Origin of the sequence: Rhizobium sp. Root1203 (assembly GCF_001424945.1) — a bacterium.
Classification (GTDB): Bacteria; Pseudomonadota; Alphaproteobacteria; order Rhizobiales; family Rhizobiaceae; genus Rhizobium.
This window is the reverse complement of the sequence record NZ_LMCW01000013.1, coordinates 1-19,816: the sequence shown is the minus strand read 5'-3', so window position 1 is coordinate 19,816 and position 19,816 is coordinate 1. Positions and strand designations below refer to the sequence as shown.

Below are 19,816 nucleotides of genomic sequence, written 5' to 3'. Positions count from 1 at the left end.
TACCTGTGAAATCGTTTTCTTGAGATTCCTAAGTTTAAAGCCGCGGAACCTGCATCCCCCCACCGATGTTGTAGACGTCGCCCGTACTGAACGGCATTCCGCCGGTGACCAGTGTCGCGATGCCACGAGCGATGTCTTCGGGTTGGCCCCAGCGCCGAATGGCGGAGAGAGCACCGCTTTCGATACCGCCGCTGTAACGTTCAACGACGTCTGCGGTCATATCGGTCCGGATCAGACCAGGCCGGATTTCATAGACATGGATCCCGAATTCAGCGAGCCGGAGGGCGAACTGCTGCGAGGCCATCGACAGACCAGCTTTCGATATGCAGTAGGGTCCCTTCTCCGGAGACACCAAGTGGGCGTTCGCGGAGGTGATGAATACGATCGCCCGTTCCTGGGGCGAAACCTTCCGCTCGATCATCCGGCGCGCAACCGCCTGGGTCAGGAAGAACGTGCCACGCAGATTGATGTCCAGCAGCCGGTCAAAGCTTTCCTCCGACACGTCAAGCAGGTCCCCCCGCTCGGACACCTGGACTCCGGCATTGTTGACAAGGCAGTTCACGACGCCGAGATCTGCTTCGACACACGCGAGGAAATCGGCGTAGGATTCCGTCTTCGAGATATCGAGTTGATAAAAACGGGCTTTGCGACCTCGCTCGCCGACCAACTTGACTGTCTCGGCACCGCCCTCGTCGGTCATAACATCCGCAACCGCGACATCGAATCCTGCAGCAGCGAGCTCGATGCAGATGGCGCGCCCGATGCCGCGCCGCGCGCCCGTCACAATAGCAACACCACGCGGGGCAACTTCGGTCGCCATAGTCTTCTCCTCCCGGATCACGATATCCATCACGCAGCTCCCTTCGCAGGCTGCTCCGCGTCGGGTGCGGTGACCGCCTTCGAGGCAAAAAGCTGCTCGACTTCGGACGGTGTGAAGCCGTGCTCAGCAAGGATTTCGCGCGTGTGCTCGCCGATATCGAGTGCAAGTACCCGGAGTTCCGGCACCTTGCCATCATAGCGGTTGGGGTGATTCACCAGATGAATCTTGCGGCCGCGGACATCCACCTCGCGGAACACTTCCGAGTGCATGAGCTGAGGGTCGGAAAGAAGATCGTCATAGTAGTTGACCGGAGCCCACCAAACATTGTGTCGATCGAAGCGCTCTTCGAGTTCAGCAGTCGAGAACTTCGCCGTTGCCTGGGAAAGCGCCTCAGCGAATGCGTCGCGCTCCTCGTAGCGATTGCGACCAACCAGTTCACGCAGAGCGTCGCTCTCGACAGCTTCCGCCAAGTCCTTCGTCTCGCACAGCGAGACCACGACATGGCCGTCGCTTGTCGGGTAGACGCCGTAGGGCGCTTGGTGGAACCACGTCGCAAGGCTCTTTTGACGGTCGAGCGCCTTTCGCTCGATCTGTCCGGCGAACCAGTTCACGAGCGGCTCCGTCTGAAGATCGATACCGGAATTCAGCAGACTGCCCTCGACGCGGGTCCCCTTTCCTTCCCGCAAGCGCCGAACAAGCGCTCCGAGGATCCCCATGGCAAGCAGCGCGCCGCCGTGCTGATCGACGACTGCGGCGCCCACCGGCGTCGGACCACCCTGGGGGTTGCCCGTAACACTGATCAGACCCGAGCGAGCCTGAACGAGCAGATCCTGTCCCGGCTTGCCAAGCAGCGGACCGCTGGATCCAAAGCCGCTGGCAGAGGCGAAGATAAGGGTCGGGTTCAGGCGCTTGAGCTCTTCCTCATCGAATCCCAGCCGAGCGAACACGCCGGGGCGGAAGTTTTCAAGGACGACGTCGGCCTCCTTGATAAGCTTGCGCGCAACTTCCTTGCCAGAAGGGCTCTTGAGGTCAATCGCGATCGAGCGCTTGTTGCGATTGGCGCAGAGATAGAAACCACTGACACCCTCGACGTAGACGTCCGCGCCCGACCAGGCACGTTCATACGCACCCGTAAGCGGCTCAACCTTGATCACATCCGCACCCATGTCGGCGAGATACTGGTCGGCGGCCGGCCCCTGCAGAAAGTGGCAGAAGCTTACGATTTTGATTCCATTTAACAGCATGTTTCCTCCCATGCGTTCGTGAAATCGTTTTCTCAGGTTTTCACGGGCATGTCAATACAGTTTACCAGACGCACCGGATATTAAGGGAAATCAACCGGAATTTCCGGTAAATCGTTTTCTTACACCAATTCAGGCAGCTCCGAGGAACTGCCGAAACTCAACAGTTTTTGGACTCGCAAAAATGTCCTTCGAGGGCCCGGCTTCGTGAATGAGCCCTTGATGCATGAAGATGGTGGCGGTCGCGACCTTCCGCGCGAATTCCATTTCATGCGTGACGAGGATCATCGTCATCCCGTCGGCGGCGAGTTTTTCCATAACCACAAGGACCTCGTTGGTGAGTTCCGGGTCCAGAGCGGAAGTCACCTCGTCGAAGAGCATCACCTTGGGGTTCATCGCGAGCGAACGGGCGATGGCAACGCGTTGCTGCTGACCGCCCGACAATTGATCGGGGTAGGACGTCGCCTTCTCTCGCAATCCCACCTTGGAGAGCATCGCAAGTGCGGTTTCGCGTGCCTCCACCTTGCTAATACGCTTGCTCAGCCGGGGCGCGAGCGTGACATTTTCCAGCACAGAAAGGTGCGGGAAGAGATTGAAGCTCTGAAATACGATGCCGACATCCTTCCGCAGTTCGCGCAAGGCAGCGGCCTGGTACTTCATCGCGTGGCCCGCGATCTCGATCTCACCCGCATTGACCTTCTCCAAACCGTTGAGGCATCGCAGTAAGGTGCTCTTTCCGGAGCCGCTTCGACCCAAAAGAGCGACAACCTGTCCCCGCTCCACCTTCAAAGACACGCCCTTCAGGACCTCGAGGGCACCGAAGCTCTTCCTGAGATTCTCAACTCGCACGATGGGCATTGAACTTCACCTCAAAACGTTTGCTGGCGACCGAAAGCGGATAGCAGATCGCGAAATAGATCAGTCCCACTGCGATGAAGACGCGGAATGGTTGGAAGGTCGCGTTGTTGATGAGCTGAGCGGCGCGCGCGAGCTCAACCACGCCCACGATCGAGACGATCGAGGTGTTCTTCACCAGCTGAACAAGGAAGCCGACGGTCGGCGGGATTGCGATCCGGATCGACTGCGGCAGAATGATGTAGCGGTACTGTTGCGCCCTCGTCATAGCCAGTGACGTGGATGCCTCCCATTGCTGCTGGGGCACCGATTGGATCGCGCCCCGCCAGATATCGGCGAGATATCCACTTGCGTAGATCGCAAGCGAGATGGACGCCGCAACGATTGGACTGAGATCGTAGCCAGCTTTGGATAGTCCGTAGTATGAAAGGAAGAGAAGGATCAGGGCTGGAATACCCTGCACAACAGTAATGTATCCCGTTGCCAACGCACGCAGCCATGGCAACATCGAGACACGTGACAGCGCGATCATAAGCCCGGCAATCCCTCCGATCAGGCTTGCCGAGATTGTCAGGACGATTGTCCAGCGCGCTGCCGCAAGCAGAATGTAGATTTCCTGGATCCCGAAATCACGGATCATGGCTTGGCCTCCTTAGCGAGAGCCAGCGTCGCCGTCCCAAAGGAGCGCACCCGTGCGGCCCTTCTCCCGAAAACGGCTGCGCCGAGCGCAAAGAGGCCGAATTTCAAGACGATTGCCAATGCCAGGTAGAGAGCGCCGGCGACTATATAGGATTCGAAGCTGCGGAATGTTGCAGACTGGATCGTGTTAGCAGCTCCACTGAGTTCCTCCACCGAAATGAAGGAGCAGACGCTCGACGTGAGCATCATCAGAACGAACTGGCTGACAAGCGATGGCCAGACCTTTTGGACTGCAGGTTTAAGGATGATGTGCCGAAAGATCTGAAGTCTTGTCAGCGCAAGCGCATGACCGGCCTCGATCTGCGATCGGTGAACGGAGTCGATGCCCGCGCGAAAGATCTCCGTGGTGTAGGCGCCGAGATTGATCGTCATCGCGATCAGACCAGCGTCGACGGCGCTGACCCTGAACCCATAGGCAGGTAGACCGAAGAATATGATGTAAAGCTGCACTAGAAACGGCGTGTTCCGGATAAGCTCGACATAAAGGGTCATCGGCCATCTCATGCTAGGTGGCGCCAGATGACGAAGGAGTGCCACCAGTAGGCCAAGCGTACTGCCGCAGATGATCGCCGCTATCGACAGCTCGATAGTCAGAACCAGTCCCTTCATCAGCGCGGGCATGCTTACCAATACCGGAGCGAATTGCAGATCGAACAAGTTGAGCCTCCCTATCACCAGAGAGGCAAGCGACATCGCTTGAGAATGCCGCTTGCCTCGATTGTCAGAAGACGGGCATGGTTGAGGGCAGTTTCTTACCGGTCCACTTCACCGATATGTCATCGAGCTCGCCACTCTGCTTGATGAAGGATAGAGTGGTATTGAGCCACTGACGAAGCTCGAAGGCGTCCTTTCGCACGGCGATCGACATATACTGATTGAACAGCGTGAACTTCGGCTCGAAGGGAATGTCCGGCCTGGCCTTCTTCAGCTCGCCGTAGACAGTCTCGGGAATAGCGATCGCGTCGACCTGCTGCGAGATCAGCGCCTGCATCGTCGTCGAGTCGTCTTCGAAGCGCGTGACAGCCGCGCCTTCCGGAGTGATCTTGTCGAGTGCGGCTTCCTGGGGCGTGCCACGAGAGACGCCAATCTTCTTGCCTGCGAGATCATCCATTTTTGCGAATGTCGCGTCCTTGACGCCTAGGATGACCAGTTGGAACGTGCTGTAAGGCATCGTGAACATTACGGTCTGCGCTCGCGCCGGTGTGGGAGACAGCGTCGCAACGACGATATCCACCTTGTTGGATTCCAGTGCCGGGATGCGCGCCGCCGTAGTGAAAGGGACGATCTCCGCCTTAACGCCGAGATACTTTGCGAGGAGATTTGCCGCATCCACGTCGTAGCCAACGGTCGCGCCACCTGAATCGATCATGCTGAACGGAGGAGCGCCAGCGTTCACTCCAATACGGACCTTACCAGATGACACGATGTCATTGACGGATTGAGCATGCGCCCCAACCGCAGCCGCGCACGTGAGTACTGTAGCAAGCACCAGCTTCGCTATTCTCTTCATAACTTCCTCCCGAGTTTTGAGAAAATAATCCACCCCTCCGCGCGATGACGCTCGAAGACCTGTGAGTGAGATTTGAGAACGCCCTCCTCATCGATAAATCATGGCGTTCATGAAATCGTTTTCCCAACGAATTCTTGTTTTGTCAAGCTCGATTGCCAGTGTCATTACGCCGCCAAGCGGCGCGCTTTCGAAGGGATGTGAAAATTTTCACAAACCAAGAACGCTTCATAGCGCCTGAATTTCCGGAAAGTTTGATCCAAATGGAAGCACGTCGGATAAAACGATTTCTCAAAATTTGCTAGTTTTGCTGGTATTTGTGAGGTGTTTGGAAAATTGGCGATTGAACCAGAAACACAAAGCTGCGATAAATCGATTTCACAATAAGCGCTGAGGAGGCGTCCCTTGGACATCGACGAAAGCTTGGACGCCAAGTTGGTTGACGTAGCAAAGAGAGCGGGCTGTTCGCCTGCGACAGTTTCGCGCGTCCTGAATAACAACCCGAAGGTGGGGCTGGGCGTTCGCGAGAAGGTTCTGAAGGCGGCGGCCGACCTGGGTTACGTCCCGAATGGTTCCGCGAGGGCATTGCGATCCACGAGGTCTCGTCTCGTGGGAACTGTGATCCCAACGCTTGATCACGCGATCTACGCCACGATGGTCAACAGCCTGCAGGCGCGCCTGGCGGAAAAGGATGTTTCGATCATCATTAGTACGTCGCTCTACGATGTGGACATGGAGCTGGACCAGGTCCGACTGCTCGTGGAACGCGGCGTCGAGTCCATCGTACTTGTCGGCTCCATCCACCGACCGGAAACCATTGCATTGTTGGAACAGCGCAAGATCGCCTATGTCTTCACCTATACATCGACGTCGACGGAGATTGGCGCGGCCATAGGATTCGACAACGAAAAAGCTGGGAGAATGGCAGCGCGGTACCTCATTGACATCGGCCATACTCGACTTGCGATGATTGCCGGCATCACTGACAACAACGACCGCGCTGCCGCTCGGCGCGATGGCTTCGTTGCTGAGCTCGAACGGCAGGGGATTGCGAAGGCGGACGTCACCGTTCTGGAGTCAGCCTACAAGATCGAAGGCGGCCGCAACGCTATGAAGCGCCTGATGGAGAAGGCAGACCGGCCTACCGCCGTCTTCTGCGGTAGCGACATTATTGCTGCGGGCGTCATCAAGTACTGTCATGAGAACTCGATTGCGGTCCCGGGCGACATCTCGGTTCTCGGGTTTGACAATCTCGAAATCGCAGAGCTGACCACGCCTGACCTGACGACTGTCGAGGTTCCCGCCCGCGAAATGGGAACGATCACCGGCGACTATCTCCTCGCTACGAGCGCGCAGCGCCAGCATATGCGACAGCGCGAGCTCCCCCTCCGGCTCGTGGTGCGCGCCAGCACCGCGCCGATAGCCCGATAGGACAGTGGCTTTGCAGTTTCTCGTGATTTCCCGTCGCCTCACGGAGCAATTCTCTGAAGTGGACTTCGAACCAATCGTCCCAATGGAGGGTGCGAGAGCGCGCCAACTCTACAGCGCCGGCTTCACCCGGCAGATCTGGCATCGTGGGGATCAGCCAGGCGCTTGCCAGATCGTGGAAGCGGAAGACATCGAGGAGGTGCGAGAGAACCTTGCCACGCTTCCGCTCGCGGCTGCTGGCATGATCGAATTCGATATCATCCCCCTGAAGCCCTACGCGGGCTTCAATCCCTAATCACCACCTTCGAAAGTCAGCTATGCAGGACCATAGAGCATTCCTCGTGTCCCTCTTCGACGCCGCAGTTGAGGCAGCAAATCCTGATCAATGCCTGCGTGCCTTTCTTCCGGAAGTGCCCCTTGGACGCACCATTGTCGTGGGAGCCGGGAAGGGATCCGCGCAGCTTGCACGAGCCCTCGAAAAACTATGGCCGGGCACACTCGAAGGTGCCATCGTGACGCGCTACGGATATGGCACAGCATGCGATCATATCGAGGTCCTAGAAGCATCTCATCCTGTGCCGGACGAGGCTGGACTGCTAGCATCGGAGAGAATGCTCGAGTTAGTCAGCGACCTCACCGCGGAGGATCTGGTCATCGCGCTCGTTTGCGGCGGTGGCTCAGCGTTGCTTCCGGCACCGCCGGAAGGATTTGACCTTGCAGACGAAATTGCGCTGAACGAAGCGCTGCTGAAGTCGGGAGCGCCGATCTCGGCAATGAACTCGATCCGAAAGCAATTCTCCCGGATCAAGGGCGGCAGACTGGCGGCGGCAGCGCACCCTGCGAAGGTCGTGTCACTTGTCGTTTCGGATATCCCGGGAGACGATGCCTCGCTCGTGTCCTCGGGGCCAACGATACCGAGCGTCAGCACACCCCAAGATGGCTTGGCGATGATAGACCGCTATGGGATCGAACTGCCTCCTCACATCGTAGACCACCTTCGCTCGACGAAACCGGCCCCCCTACCTGACGACCCTGTTTTTGAAGGAAACGAAGTCCATGTCGTAGCGTCAGCGAAAGTATCATTGGAGGCGGCCTCCGCGGCTTCAGAGAAGGCGGGTATTCCCGCGGTGATATTGTCGGACTCCCTGGAGGGAGAAGCGCGTGAGGCCGGAGCCTTTCATGCCGCGCTCGCGAGGGAAATCGAGAGCAACGCCCGACCGTTCCAACGCCCGGTCGTTCTGCTCTCCGGTGGAGAAACAACGGTGACGGTGAAGGGCAAGGGAAAAGGAGGCCGGAACACCGAGTTTCTGCTTTCCCTGGCCCTGTCGATCTCCTCGACCGAGGGGGTTCACGCCCTTGCGGCGGACACGGACGGGATCGACGGGAGCGAGGACAACGCTGGAGCCTTTGTCGACGGCTCAAGCATCGACCGAATGCTCGACCGCGGCGTGCGCGCTGAGGACCACTTAATCAACAACGACGCCTGGACTGCGTTCGAAGCCGTCGGTGACCTTTTCGTCTGCGGCCCCACCGGCACAAACGTCAACGATTTCCGGGCGATACTGGTATTATAGAGGTTAAAAGGGGCACCCAATGTTCCGACGGCAAGAACTCGTTCGGTTCCAGCACTGCGATCCAGCCGGGATCGTCTTTTATCCGCGTTACGTCGAGATGATCAACGCAACGGTTGAAGACTGGTTTGCGCAGGCAGTAGGCACCGACTTCGCAAAGATCCATGGCGAGTTGAGAAGTGCGATTCCCGCGGTATCGCTACAAATTGACTTCCACGCACCGAGCCGCCTCGGAGAGGTGCTGGATTTCGATTTAACAGTCGAACAACTCGGCTCTACGAGCATAAAAATCCGAGTGTCAGCATCAGCCGGCGGGGTAGTTCGACTGAGCGGGTTGGTCACGTTAGTGCATATCAGCCTTGAAGACTATCGACCCCGTCTTTGGCCGGAAGCCATGCGAGAAAGTGTCGCCCCCTAAGATCGAGCGTTCATTCAGCAGCCGGTCGAAGGTATGGGCGAGAACACGCTGCGCGCGCTGTGCTCGGACTTTGCAGGCCACTCGCGTACCGCCTGCGGAACATCATCTGGGGATGTCGCCTGACGTCTATGTCGGCGTTCCTGAAGTGTTTGAGGACACCGTGGAGCTCGCTCGCTATGTCCTGCCGCCAAATCGCAACAATTGGCCCGATTGCGGATCACAACAGCGCGGGTTCAGTTTCGTGCGCCCGCAGCCGCCAAACGATTTTCTACGAGCGCTTTTTCTGACTCGTTCCCCACCACTTCCAGACGAACAGGGTCGCGTCATCCATATAGGTCAGTACGACCGGAACAAACACCAGCGTCAGAAGCGTCGAGGAAATCAAGCCACCCATGAGGGCATGAGCCATAGGGGCTCGCTGTTCGCCTCCGTCTCCAAGACCGAGAGCCATCGGTAGCATGCCGAAGATCATGGCAAGCGTTGTCATGACGATCGGGCGCAGCCGGACTGCGCCGGCATTGGCAAGGCTCTCGCGCAATCCACAACCGGCCCGCCGATGCTGGTTGGAATAATCAACCAGCAGGATGGCATTCTTGGTGACCAGGCCCATCAGCATGATGAACCCGATCATCGAGAAAATGTTCAGTGTCGATCCGGTGACCAGGAGACCGAGCAGCACGCCGATCAGCGACAGCGGCAAGGTCATCATGATGGCGACGGGCTGAATAAAGGAACCGAACTGCGACGCCAAGATAATGTAGATGAAGATCACTGCAAGGGCGAGTGCCCGCAGGGCGTAGCCCAAGCTTTCCTGTAGGTTTTCGGCATCACCTCCGAATGAAATCCGGTACCCGACGGGAATATCCATCTTGACGATTTCTGCATTGAGGTCGTCCGTCACGTCACCCAGGGCGCGGCCCGTGACATTGCTAGAAACCCTGATTTCGCGCGACAGGTTTTTGCGACTGATGGCGTGGGGGGCGGTACTTTCTACAATATCGGCAACCTGATCCAATCGGACGGCAATTGGCTTGCCGTTGTCGTCGGTTCGACCCGTGGCTACGGTGAGATCGCGCAATTGCGCCGCGTCGCGGCGGCCGGTCGCCGGCAAGCGGACCGTCACGTCGTAGGTTCCACCGTCGGGCGCATTCCAGACCGAGATCGCATCGCCCGCCACCAGCGGCCGCAACGTGTCGCCAATCGTCGATATAGCCACGCCGAGATCGCTTGCTGCCTCGCGCCGGATGCGAACGGCAAGGGTCGGGCGCTCGTTCTCGATAGATGACTCGATTTCGGTCGCGCCGCGTATGTTGGAAAGGGCGTTAATAATCTGACCGGAAATCTTGCGGAGTATGTCGTCTCGGTCACCGAGGACGGAAATCTGCAAAAGTTTGGCCGACGTTCCGTCGGACGACCCCTGTCCCACGGATATATTCAGCCCCGCCACGGAGGACAGTCGTTTGCGCAGCGTTTCGATGATGCCCTCGGTGGTAATCGTCCGTTGATCACCGGGCAAGAGCTGGACTGCAATTTTGGCTGCATTATAGCCCCGCGCGCCATCGGCATTGATTGTCGAATAGACGGCCGCGATTTCGGGGAATTCCCGCAAGGCCTTTTCGATCTGGCTCACCTTGGCGGCCGTGTAGTCGAGGGATGCCCCGTCGTTGGCTTCGATCGCGATCGACACTTCGCCTTCATCCCCAGGCGGAATGAACTCGGTACCGATGCGCGGTATCAGCATGAGGCTTGCGACAAACAGGCCGACAACAATCGCGATCGTGGTCTTGCGGTAACGAAACGTCCACTGGATCAGAGAGCCGTACGCCTGGGCAAGATTTTCGAACCACCGGTCGAAGCAGGCAATCGCGCGGCCAAGAAGGCCGCGCCTGGCGTCGGGTTGCGACTGCGGATCGTACCATACGCTAGATAGCATGGGATCAAGCGTGAAGGACACGAACAGCGAGATCAGCACGGCGACGGCGACCGTGACACCGAACTGCACGAAGAACCGTCCAATGATTCCGCCCATAAAGGCGACAGGAAGAAACACGGCGATGATGCAGAGCGTCGTTGCGAGTACAGCCAATCCGATCTCGTTCGTCCCGTCGAGCGCCGCGTTGAGATGGGATTTGCCCATATAGAGGTGGCGCGTGATGTTCTCGCGCACGACGATCGCGTCATCGATCAGGATGCCGATCGAGAGCGACAAGGCCATCAGCGTCATCGTGTTCAGCGTGTAGCCGAGCGCGTAGATGACGGCGAATGTCCCGATGACCGAGATCGGGAGAGTGAGCCCGGTAATAATCGTCGAACGCCACGAATTGAGGAAGAGGAAGACGATAAGCACGGTGAGGGCGCCTCCTTCCAGCAGTGTCCTCTGCACCTCGGTGACCTGAGCGGCAATCTCACGCGAGTTGTCGCGGGATATCTTCAGCTCGACGCCTTCCGGGGCGAGTTCCCGATTGAGCGTGTCGATCTCGTCCCGCAAGGCCGAGGCGACCTGAACGGTGTTTGCGCCCTGAACCTTGACGATGTCGATACCAAGGGACGGAAGGCCTTGATAGCTTGCTCTGCTGGTGAGTTCTGCGCCGCCATCGAGAACAGTGGCGACATCGGAAAGATAGACCGGATATCCGCCCCCCTGCGCGACGATGACATTCCTGAAACCTTCAATGTCGGAAATGCGCCCTTCGACAGTGACGATCCGCTGGTTGATGCCCGAGATCAATGTGCCGGCCGCCCGGTCCTGGTTCTCGCGCCGGAGGGCATCCATAACGGAAACGACACTGAGGCCGTATGCCTCCAGCCGGTCCGGATCGACGACAATGAGAACCTGCCGTTCACTGCCGCCGACGATGGAGACCTGTCCGACGCCGGAAATGATGCTCAGGCGGTTGCTGATGACGCGGTTCGCCAAGGTGGTGATCTCGGACAGGGTCCTTTTCGATGAGGAGGCGGCGATCGACAGAATGGGCTCGTCATCCGGATTGAAGCGCGTGACTTGAGGCGTGTCGACTTCATCCGGGAAAGTGGCCTTCAGCCGGGCGACGCGGTCGCGGACTTCCTGGGCCGCAACCTGCGAATTGACGTCGAGTTCGAACTGAACAACCACGACGGACCGCCCCTCGTAGGACTCGGACGTGATGGTGTCGATGCCGCCGATCGCGTGCAGTGCGGATTCGATCTTTCGCGACACCTCGCTTTCGACATTCTCGGGCGACGCCCCGCTATAGGAGGTGGCGACGACGACAATTGGGAGATCGGTTTGCGGAAGCTCGTCAATGCCAAGGTGATGAAGGGAAAACAGGCCAATGACGAGGATAGTAACCATCATCATGGTCGCGAATACGGGATGGTTCACGCTGATGCGGGTGAGAAACACGGCCTTACATCCCCCCGATCGTAACGCTGGTGTCCGGCGAGAGGTTCGGAAGTAACGCGGTGACCACCGTCTCTCCGTCCAATAGGCCGGAGACCTCTACGAGATCGCGGTCCGTCCATGCCTGGCCGAGTTCGACGGCTTGGCGCTTCAACAGTCCGCCTTCAACTTTGAGGGCAAAGGGACCTGCCTGATCGTGACGAATGGCCACGGTCGGCAGAGCGATCACCGCTTTCCGGTCGTCGATCTTCACGATCCCCGTGGTGAACATTCCTCCCTTGAGCAGACGGTCATCATTGGATATCGTCACGAAGACGCGAACGGCGCGCGAGCCCGCCACGGCAGTCGGCGCGATCCGGACCACTTTGCCCGTGAACTTGCGGCCGGGAAAACCTTCCACGGAGAGTTCAACGATCTGCTCGGGCTGGACCCGTGAGATCCGACTTGTCGGGACGCCCGCGTCAACCTCCATGCGGCTGAGATCGACGACCGTCAGGAGTTCGGTATTGACCGCCAGCGTCTGGCCCTCTTCGACGAACCGCGATGAGACGACGCCGTCGAAGGTGGCGCGGACCTCGGCATCGGACAGAGCGCGTGCGGCGTCGGCCACCTCAGCCCGCAAGGACCGGAGCTGCGCCCGAAGATTCTCGACCTGCGATTTTGCCTCCAGCCGTGTCGCCTCGGAAGCGACGCCGCGTTCTCTAAGATTGGTATTTCGCGCAAGCACCGATTGGGCAAGATCGAGCCGGGCGTTCATGGCATCAACCGCGGCCTCGCGTGTAATGAGGGTGGACTTCAGAGCGGCAGTGTCAAACCGCGCCAGAAGGGCTCCAGCTTTTACAGCGTCTCCAATCTTAACCGGTAGCTCTAAGACAGGCGCGGCGACGGGCGCGGTGAACGAAGCCCGCCGGATCGGCATAAGTGAGCCAGCCACCCGAACTTCGTTGGCAATATCCCTGCGTTTGATCGTGCTCACGTCAACTTGCGCGAGCTCGACCAATGCTCGTGTGGGCGCACCGTGCAAAACCTCCGAGGATGGCCGCCAGAAAACGTAGCCAAGCCCAACACTGCAAGTGATGGCGACGAGGACGAGAGATTTGCGCACTTGGTTCCGGGACTGGTTCATTGAGGCAAATACGGCGTCTTCGGTTGCGGCAACATTACGCGACGGCAGAGCGCTCATTCACGTGATGATGCCCATGAACGCAGTGAAGGCTCCGACCCACCAGAATACCTGTAGAGCCGCTCCTGCAACGTAGAGAGGAGTCTGACGAAGGGCGGAAATCTAACGGTCTTGATCACTCAAAGACGCCCGAGACTATTGTTGAGGGAATGGAACCATCAGAAAAGATCCGCTCGTGGGCGATACAGTGAGCCGAGGTCGGAACTCGGCAACGAGCGCCACGGTCACCTGAACACCCCATCAGCCGGGATTCCACGCAGATAGGGTGACCGCCTACAATGGGGCGACCGCAGGACCGGAAAATTGCAGCCATCAGTGCGATAACCTCGACCAGAAGCGCCGGGTCGTTGGCAGAAATGGCGAAAGACGAACCAACGAGGCCCGACCTCACGACAAACGGCCGAAGATCCAGGCGCTAAGGGCCTTCATCGTCTTTGTCTGCGCGGAGCATCGTGCCAAGGCCGCTCAAGATCGCTGTCGCGCCTCATCCAGTCCAGGATTTCGCGGCAGGTTCTTGGACGCCCCTCAGACACGCGACCATCGAAGCAGGGATGCACCATATGTCTGGTTAAAGGGCGCTTCCGCCCCTGTTCCTGGCGCCGCCATAGGCGCCGGATTTCGTCGCAGGTGTGCGGGCCGCCATCACTGAAACGTCCGTCACGACACGGATCGTACCCGAACTCGACAAGGATTGGCCTGTAGTTGGTATTTTCATCAGCTATAGATGGGGACATCGTACCGGCCGAGGCATTCTCCAGTGTGAACCACATAAAGGACAGCATAAACAATAATCGCATGAGCATTGCTCCGGTCAATGATGGAAGATTTTCACAGCAAGGCTGCTGCGAAGGGAACGTGAACGCGCCGAGATGAGTTCGACCTCATGCCGATCGTGATGATCTCCGGTGAAGCTGCAGGTAGCGCAGCCTGGCGGCAACCAGGACCACCGCTTCGATCACGATAATCACCGCCACCACGACCAATCCGACAGAAATCCGGTCATACCCCATGTCGCGCACCCACCAGCCGATGGTGATCAGGGGAGCATTCCAGAGAATCGTACCAATGAAGGTCGCCACGCCGAATGTGGCGATGGGTAGCGCCATCACCCCGGCCGGCAAGGCTAGATAGATACGAACGGTCGGGATCGTCTGCCCGACCAAGGCGATGCGGAACTGATGCCTCGCGAACGCCGAAGTGAGCCGCTGGTAGAGCGAGGGGCTTAGAAAAAGCCAATGCCCCCAGCGCTGCACCAGCATACTGGTGCGCATCTCGCCAAAGGCACGACCAATCCCGTACCAGACCAAAGAGCCAAGCGTTGAGCCGACAGTCGCTGCCGCGATCACCGGAGGAAGCATGTCGGGGTCCACCGCATGCGCCATCCCGATGCCGACCAGAAGGACATAGGATGGCAGAACTGGAATGAGTTTTTCCAGAAGCGTGAGGACCAGGATGCCCGGCAGCCCGATGCCCGCCATTGCCGAGACAAAAGCCGTGACGTCCATGTCAGCGATCGCCCGCATATCTGATCGAGGATAGCGCAGTTTGCCGGACCGTGATACGGTAGACCGACGCGGGGGGCAGGTTGAACAGCGTTCCTCCCATCCGCTTGGCTTCCAGATTGAGACTTTCGAGAATGGCGGCGGGAACCGGGCAGCGCGGCCCATAGGTAAACTGGTACATCGCCCCACCTGGCTTCAGATAGCGAAACACGCCGAGAAGAATGTTGGTGACCTGTTCCGTGGACATGGCCGGGAGGCCGAGTCCGCTTAACACGGCCCCCACTCTGGGCGCCGTGAGCAGTGGCGTCGTGTAGAGTTTCGCGGCATTCATTTCCATGATCTGGGCTTTGGCAAAGCGACGGCGGAGCAGCTTCGCAAATCTTGGATTGAGTTCGACGAGCGTTATATCCTGTTCTGCCACGCCCCTTCTCAGCAACTCGGCCGTAAACACGCCGGTTCCAGGGCCAAGTTCGATAACCGATCCCGTCTCGGCGGCAACATCTCGCGTCATGAGCCGCGCCAAGGCTCGACTCGAGGGAGCCACCGCCGCTGTCCGTAGCGGGGCCGCTATCCATTGGAGCAGAAAAAACAATCGATCTTTCATCAGTTCCACCAAAATTCATGTCCGATAGCGGTGGTTTGATGATGTCGGCTGTCATCTGCATTGCGCAATGGCGTCATGTTCTCGCAAGGTTGCTCGCGCAGTACATGTTCAGTGTCCAGAACAAAGGAACACCCCGGTGCGATTGCTGCTAGTGGAAGATGAGCCGGAAATGGCAAAGGCTCTGCAGTCGGCGCTCAAGCGACATGACATGCTTGCTGACCATGCCGGGGATCTGAGCGCCGCCTGTGAGATGATCGAGGCCGTTTCGTACGACGCAGTCGTTCTGGACCGCGGTCTTCCCGATGGTGACGGTCTGACCTTCATTCCCACGCTGCGCTCGCTGAACCAGCGCATTCCGGTGATCGTTCTGACGGCGAGAGGCCGCCTTGCCGAACGGGTGGCGGGGCTGGATGGCGGCGCGGATGATTACCTGGCAAAGCCATTCGCGTTCGAAGAGCTTCTCGCTCGCTTGCGCGCGTTGATGCGCCGCCCGGATTATCTACGCCCAATGGTCGTGCGCCTTGGCCGCCTTTCGCTGCATCTTGACCATCGCGAGGCCGACGTGGACGGAATGGCCGTCAAGCTCCCCAGACGCGAGTTGCTGGTGCTGGAGGCTCTAATGCGCCGCGCGGGCCGATTGGTCACGCGCGAAGTCTTGATGGATGCGGTTTTCAGCTTTTCCGATGAGATTCAAGCAAACACACTTGATAGCCATATCTCCCGGCTGCGGCGCAAGCTTGCCGATGCCAATGCCGACGTGGTCATCAATGGTGTTCGGGGCGTTGGCTACGTTCTGATGGAGCAAATATGAAGGGCCGAAGGATCGAAGGCTGGGGCAGGAAAGGCAAAGCCAATCGTTCCCTGAAATGGCTACTGATACAGCGCCTGGTCATCCTTCAAATCCTCGTCTTCGTTGCTATCCTCGGCATTCTGTTCGTGCGAGGCGACCTGTTCGCCTACCGATCCATCGACCGGACGATAGAAGCCGTGCGGCCCGCGGTGGAACGCGATGCGACCGGCGCCTTGCATTTGCGTGAGACGGCCGAGTTGTCCCACCTGAGGGCGGCCGAACCAGGCCTCTGGTTTGTCATTCGCGACGACGGTGGCAACCAGATTTTCGAAGGAGCGGTTCCTCCCGTCTTCGTGCGCATCGGCGAGACCTTATCAGGAATCGGCCAGGCTCGATTCGGCTCGACCGTTGACAGCGCGGCAATGGATACGCCGGAAGCACGGATGCGACAGGTCACGACCTCCGCTGGCGAGGTGCAGATCCTGACCGGGACTGAAAGCCAGGCACCTTTGACCATCATATTTCTCGCAGCATTGCTGGTCCTTATCAAGATCGGGCTACCAACAATGGGCGCCATCGTTCTCGGTGTATTCATCGCGACACCGTACGTGGTGGCCGGGGCGGTCTCCGGCTTGGTTGAGGCTGAAACCCAGGCCGCCAAGATTGATTTCGGCAAGCACGGCGTGCGGTTGGATGCGACCAATGCACCACCCGAGATTGCGTCTCTAATCGAAGCCGTCAACGAAGCGCTTCGTCGCCTCGATGCCCGCTACGAACAGCAGCAACGGTTCTTGACCGACGCTGCCCACGAATTGCGGACGCCCATAGCGATCCTGCGCACCCGCATCGCCGCGCTACCGCTCATAGCCGAAAAAGCGTCTTTGAGTGCCGACTTGGCTAGGCTGACAATGCTTGCGGAACAGCTTTTGGACGTCGGGCGCCTTCAAAACGACGCGTTGGCATTTGCGCCGGTCTCTCTACCGGCGCTGGCCAAACGTGTCCTCGGTGATATGGCGCCGCTCGCATTTGCTGCCGGTTACACGGTCGACTTCAGGCAGGAAGGGTCCGATCTTCCGATCCTCGGGGATGAGGCTGCCCTTGAACGCGTTCTTGCAAATCTCGTCCAGAACGCGATCGACCATGGAGGCAGGAGGGGTAGGATAACGCTGCGTGTCTCCCCGGCGACAGTTGCGATCAGTGATGACGGCCCCGGCATTCCGTCGGAAGAACGCAATCGCATCTTTGAACCGTTTCATCGGCTCAAGCCGCAAACGCGAGGGACCGGCCTTGGCCTTCATCTGGTGAAACAGATGGTGGAATTGCACGGCGGCGAGATTGGGGTAAGCGCGAGTCCTAGCGGCGGGGCCTGCATGACAATCCGGTTCCAGATCCAGAACTTGGCAAACCCCACCGAATTGGCGAATATCGAAATCCCTGAGATTTCCCGGACTGCTTATCGATGAAGAAGCTGATCTGTCTTGCAGTCTTGAGTATGGGCAACATAGCCCAGAACGTCGAGAAATTTCCGTGAGGTGCACATGCTGCACGGCAACAAATCGATTTGAGCGTTGTCGGAACTCTGAGCACCACCGGCCTTCGTCGCAAAGGAGGCTGCGAAGCGGTCCTCAGGCACATGGCTTGCCTTTCTCAAAGCCGGAGACCACGCAAAAGTGGCATACGAATCTATCGCCAAGGGCCATCAGAGCCAATTACCTGACGCGGTCGCGAAAGCGATGAAATGCCAATCATTCGTCCACGTAGCCTGACCGACTGGGTCGCCGACTCATAAAGCGCATCCAGATTTTGGGCTGAAACGAGTTTGACGAGAGCAAGGTAGTGTTGGCTTCAACGGCAACCACGTGTTCCCGATTGTCGACCGGTTCGGCACCGGCTACGTCACCATGGATCACGTGCGCCAGCACGACGCCGATCCCGGAAAGTTCAACGGCCACGCCCGACGAGCCGAAGCCCCCTACCCTCCAACGATTTCGCTGATCTGCACGATGGGCGCGATATCCGTGTAGTTGGCGACGTCCGCGACGATCTCCGCGCGGTGGGGACCGAACGCCTCCTGGAGGGTCCCCAGGGTCAGCGAGTAGATGTGGCACGCCGCGACGAACTCAGGCGCGCTTCCAGGTTCGCGACCCGCAAGGCCCTTATCGATCTCGTAGCGCAGGCAGGCATCGCCGAGCCGTTCCTGGATCAGTGGCATGTGGCGGGTGCGGTAGTAGTCGTGGTCGAATTTCGAGCCGCCATCGGCCGGATAGTAGACGCTCATCTTGATCATAGTCGGGCTCCTGTCTGAACGCCTCTCCGAGCGTCCGAGGGGCCTCTATAGCTCACCGACGCGTAAAGCGCATCCAGATTTTGGCTGAAGCGAGTCTGACGAGAGCGGGGTAGTTTTCGCTGTGCTTTTCGACGCGGGTGGGATGGCGACGGCGCGGAAGTGCTTGAGTTTGCTGAAGAAGCGTTCGACGAGGTTGCGGTGGCGATAGAGGACGGCGCTGAACGGCTCGCGGCGTTTGCAGCCGGGCGTCGGCTTGATGTTGACCCATGCGCCGCCCGCGGCCGTCTCGAGGCCCAACACATCACTGTCGTAGGCGCGATCAGCGAGCAGCACGTCGCCGCCGCCGAGCGGATCGAGCATGTCGGCGGCGCTCCTGCAATCGTGCGCTTGTCCGGGCGCCAGCTTGAGTGCAATCGGCAGGCGGGGCATCGACCAGCGCGCGGATCTTGTTGATCAGTCACCGCGCGAGCGCCTCTGTCGTCAGGCTCACGTCCCGGGGCGCTATCGGGCGCGCCCCTTTTTACCTTTGGCGTGCACCCGGATCGACGAGCTGTCGATCTTCTGCAGATCGCCAACTCAGTCGCAATCGACCTTCTCCTTTGTTTCCAGAGCCGTGCGCGATGAAGGGTGCGTTTTGGGTCTGGCGGCGCGCTTCGACCAAGGCCGCCTCGCGGTGGGCGCTACCGTTAGGAGAGCGCCCTGAGCGCGAAAGTCCCAGTCAGGCGACCTAGCTCTCCGAGGACGACGTTGTGAGGCTCCACACCAAAGCGACGGAGCTATTGACCCGACGCTTTGATCCGCCTCAGTGAGCGCACTCAGACAGGGGTCGGAGCGTCGGGGAAGATGAGCCCTTCGTGCTTGAGTTCCGCCCATAGATCCTGCGGAATCTTGTGAGCCATCAAGTCGATGTTCCGTTTAACTTCACCTGGAGACACTGCCCCGGGTATCATCGACGCTTGACGGTCGATTCCGACGGTTTCGTCTGGGTTGCNGTTCCCCGGAAACGATCGGCTGGTCGGCATCGACCTCGGCGGAGAGTCGGGGAAGATGAGCCCTTCGTGCTTGAGTTCCGCCCATAGATCCTGCGGAATCTTGTGAGCCATCAAGTCGATGTTCCGTTTAACTTCACCTGGAGACACTGCCCCGGGTATCATCGACGTCACGGATGGATGGCCCAATGGGAACTGCAGTGCGGCTGCGGCAAGTGGTACGCTGTGACGAGCGCATACTGTCTCCATGCGTCGTACTTTTTCCATGATCTCGGGTGTGGCCGGTACATAATTATAGCGCGCGCCCGCAACCGCACCCGTGGCAAGAATCCCCGAATTGTAAGGGCCGCCGAGCATGATGCCTATGTCGCGTGCTTCACAAAGCGGTAGAAAATCCTCCAATGCGCCCTGCTCGAGGAGTGTGTAACGTCCAGCCAAAAGGAAAAAATCGAAGTCACCGGCGGCTGCAAATTCCATGCAAATATCGACCTCATTGAGGCCAACCCCGATAGCCTTGATAACGCCTTGGGAGCGCAAATCATC

At 58.9% G+C, this 19,816-nt stretch carries 19 protein-coding genes; 6 read left to right on the top strand and 13 right to left on the bottom strand.

Features of this window, described 5'->3' with window-relative positions:
• Nucleotides 1-34 precede the first annotated feature (34 nt).
• The 6 genes from ASC97_RS16380 to ASC97_RS16355 form a co-directional block, all read right to left on the bottom strand.
• Entirely contained in the window at nt 35-850 is an 816-nt protein-coding gene (locus ASC97_RS16380) for a 3-ketoacyl-ACP reductase (protein WP_057469419.1), read from the bottom strand.
• The gene (locus ASC97_RS16375) at nt 850-2,064 is read right to left on the bottom strand and encodes a CaiB/BaiF CoA transferase family protein (protein ID WP_244481487.1); all 1,215 of its coding nucleotides are present in this window, start codon (nt 2,062-2,064) and stop codon (nt 850-852) included. Before ASC97_RS16375 ends, ASC97_RS16380 begins: the two co-directional genes overlap by 1 nt.
• 129 nt (nt 2,065-2,193) lie before the next feature.
• Nucleotides 2,194-2,919: an amino acid ABC transporter ATP-binding protein gene (locus ASC97_RS16370; RefSeq protein ID WP_057469418.1), complete on the bottom strand. Its 726-nt coding sequence runs from the start codon at nt 2,917-2,919 to the stop codon at nt 2,194-2,196.
• Nucleotides 2,900-3,556 carry an amino acid ABC transporter permease gene (locus ASC97_RS16365; protein ID WP_057469417.1) on the bottom strand — a complete coding sequence of 219 codons (657 nt, stop codon included), beginning with the start codon at nt 3,554-3,556 and terminating at the stop codon, nt 2,900-2,902. Before ASC97_RS16365 ends, ASC97_RS16370 begins: the two co-directional genes overlap by 20 nt.
• Nucleotides 3,553-4,236, bottom strand: a complete 684-nt coding sequence (locus tag ASC97_RS16360) for an amino acid ABC transporter permease (RefSeq protein ID WP_057469496.1) — start codon at nt 4,234-4,236, stop codon at nt 3,553-3,555. The genes ASC97_RS16365 and ASC97_RS16360 overlap by 4 nt, the downstream gene beginning before the upstream one ends.
• A 100-nt stretch (nt 4,237-4,336) precedes the next feature.
• Nucleotides 4,337-5,125 (bottom strand): transporter substrate-binding domain-containing protein, encoded by a 789-nt coding sequence (locus ASC97_RS16355; protein ID WP_057469416.1) that lies wholly within the window; start codon nt 5,123-5,125, stop codon nt 4,337-4,339.
• A gap of 402 nt (nt 5,126-5,527) precedes the next feature.
• On the opposite strand from ASC97_RS16355, the gene ASC97_RS16350 reads away from it, so the two are divergent.
• Genes ASC97_RS16350 through ASC97_RS16335 form a run of 4 tightly spaced genes read left to right on the top strand, consistent with a single transcriptional unit; the run spans nt 5,528 to nt 8,539 of the window.
• The gene (locus ASC97_RS16350; protein ID WP_057469415.1) at nt 5,528-6,553 is read left to right on the top strand and encodes a LacI family DNA-binding transcriptional regulator; all 1,026 of its coding nucleotides are present in this window, start codon (nt 5,528-5,530) and stop codon (nt 6,551-6,553) included.
• A gap of 4 nt (nt 6,554-6,557) precedes the next feature.
• Nucleotides 6,558-6,845 carry a muconolactone Delta-isomerase family protein gene (locus tag ASC97_RS16345; RefSeq protein WP_274534157.1) on the top strand — a complete coding sequence of 96 codons (288 nt, stop codon included), beginning with the start codon at nt 6,558-6,560 and terminating at the stop codon, nt 6,843-6,845.
• A 22-nt stretch (nt 6,846-6,867) separates the two neighbouring features.
• Complete coding sequence (locus ASC97_RS16340; protein WP_057469413.1) at nt 6,868-8,124, top strand: glycerate kinase type-2 family protein; 1,257 nt, start codon at nt 6,868-6,870, stop codon at nt 8,122-8,124.
• A 19-nt stretch (nt 8,125-8,143) separates the two neighbouring features.
• Nucleotides 8,144-8,539, top strand: coding sequence for an acyl-CoA thioesterase (locus ASC97_RS16335; RefSeq protein ID WP_057469412.1), 396 nt, complete (start codon nt 8,144-8,146; stop codon nt 8,537-8,539).
• A gap of 268 nt (nt 8,540-8,807) precedes the next feature.
• Here ASC97_RS16335 and ASC97_RS16330 read toward each other — a convergent pair whose 3' ends face one another.
• The 4 genes from ASC97_RS16330 to ASC97_RS16315 all read right to left on the bottom strand — a co-directional run bounded on the left by ASC97_RS16330 (nt 8,808) and on the right by ASC97_RS16315 (nt 15,114).
• Nucleotides 8,808-11,921: an efflux RND transporter permease subunit gene (locus ASC97_RS16330; protein WP_057469411.1), complete on the bottom strand. Its 3,114-nt coding sequence runs from the start codon at nt 11,919-11,921 to the stop codon at nt 8,808-8,810.
• Between the two features lie 4 nt (nt 11,922-11,925).
• Nucleotides 11,926-12,894 (bottom strand): efflux RND transporter periplasmic adaptor subunit, encoded by a 969-nt coding sequence (locus tag ASC97_RS16325; RefSeq protein ID WP_162246693.1) that lies wholly within the window; start codon nt 12,892-12,894, stop codon nt 11,926-11,928.
• Between the two features lie 1,088 nt (nt 12,895-13,982).
• Nucleotides 13,983-14,606, bottom strand: a complete 624-nt coding sequence (locus tag ASC97_RS34010) for a DedA family protein (protein WP_162246692.1) — start codon at nt 14,604-14,606, stop codon at nt 13,983-13,985.
• 1 nt (nt 14,607) lies between these two features.
• A complete protein-coding gene (locus ASC97_RS16315) occupies nt 14,608-15,114 on the bottom strand; it encodes a class I SAM-dependent methyltransferase (protein WP_244481485.1) in 507 nt (168 codons plus the stop codon).
• A 229-nt stretch (nt 15,115-15,343) separates the two neighbouring features.
• Between ASC97_RS16315 and ASC97_RS16310 the strand changes: the two genes are divergently transcribed.
• Entirely contained in the window at nt 15,344-16,018 is a 675-nt protein-coding gene (locus ASC97_RS16310) for a response regulator transcription factor (protein ID WP_057469407.1), read from the top strand.
• On the top strand, nt 16,015-17,460 hold the full coding sequence (locus ASC97_RS16305; RefSeq protein ID WP_057469406.1) for a sensor histidine kinase: 1,446 nt from the start codon (nt 16,015-16,017) through the stop codon (nt 17,458-17,460). The genes ASC97_RS16310 and ASC97_RS16305 overlap by 4 nt, the downstream gene beginning before the upstream one ends.
• Nucleotides 17,461-17,969: 509 nt before the next feature.
• Here ASC97_RS16305 and ASC97_RS16295 read toward each other — a convergent pair.
• From ASC97_RS16295 to ASC97_RS16285, 3 genes are all read right to left on the bottom strand, one after another.
• Complete coding sequence (locus tag ASC97_RS16295; RefSeq protein ID WP_057469404.1) at nt 17,970-18,284, bottom strand: EthD family reductase; 315 nt, start codon at nt 18,282-18,284, stop codon at nt 17,970-17,972.
• A gap of 45 nt (nt 18,285-18,329) precedes the next feature.
• Nucleotides 18,330-18,713: a transposase gene (locus ASC97_RS16290; protein WP_082530016.1), complete on the bottom strand. Its 384-nt coding sequence runs from the start codon at nt 18,711-18,713 to the stop codon at nt 18,330-18,332.
• A gap of 563 nt (nt 18,714-19,276) precedes the next feature.
• Nucleotides 19,277-19,816: aldo/keto reductase (locus ASC97_RS16285; protein ID WP_162246696.1), on the bottom strand; the 540-nt coding region annotated here is incomplete at both ends.

Bases quoted from the DNA above. Each gene is read 5' to 3' on its own strand.
- ASC97_RS16380 (WP_057469419.1), bottom strand. From the start codon at position 850: ATGGATATCGTGATCCGGGAGGAGAAGACTATGGCGACCGAAGTTGCC.
- ASC97_RS16375 (WP_244481487.1), bottom strand. From the start codon at position 2,064: ATGCTGTTAAATGGAATCAAAATCGTAAGCTTCTGCCACTTTCTGCAG.
- ASC97_RS16370 (WP_057469418.1), bottom strand. From the start codon at position 2,919: ATGCCCATCGTGCGAGTTGAGAATCTCAGGAAGAGCTTCGGTGCCCTC.
- ASC97_RS16365 (WP_057469417.1), bottom strand. From the start codon at position 3,556: ATGATCCGTGATTTCGGGATCCAGGAAATCTACATTCTGCTTGCGGCA.
- ASC97_RS16360 (WP_057469496.1), bottom strand. From the start codon at position 4,236: ATGCCCGCGCTGATGAAGGGACTGGTTCTGACTATCGAGCTGTCGATA.
- ASC97_RS16355 (WP_057469416.1), bottom strand. From the start codon at position 5,125: ATGAAGAGAATAGCGAAGCTGGTGCTTGCTACAGTACTCACGTGCGCG.
- ASC97_RS16340 (WP_057469413.1), top strand. From the start codon at position 6,868: ATGCAGGACCATAGAGCATTCCTCGTGTCCCTCTTCGACGCCGCAGTT.
- ASC97_RS16335 (WP_057469412.1), top strand. From the start codon at position 8,144: ATGTTCCGACGGCAAGAACTCGTTCGGTTCCAGCACTGCGATCCAGCC.
- ASC97_RS34010 (WP_162246692.1), bottom strand. From the start codon at position 14,606: ATGGACGTCACGGCTTTTGTCTCGGCAATGGCGGGCATCGGGCTGCCG.
- ASC97_RS16315 (WP_244481485.1), bottom strand. From the start codon at position 15,114: ATGACGCGAGATGTTGCCGCCGAGACGGGATCGGTTATCGAACTTGGC.
- ASC97_RS16305 (WP_057469406.1), top strand. From the start codon at position 16,015: ATGAAGGGCCGAAGGATCGAAGGCTGGGGCAGGAAAGGCAAAGCCAAT.
- ASC97_RS16295 (WP_057469404.1), bottom strand. From the start codon at position 18,284: ATGATCAAGATGAGCGTCTACTATCCGGCCGATGGCGGCTCGAAATTC.
- ASC97_RS16290 (WP_082530016.1), bottom strand. From the start codon at position 18,713: ATGCCCCGCCTGCCGATTGCACTCAAGCTGGCGCCCGGACAAGCGCAC.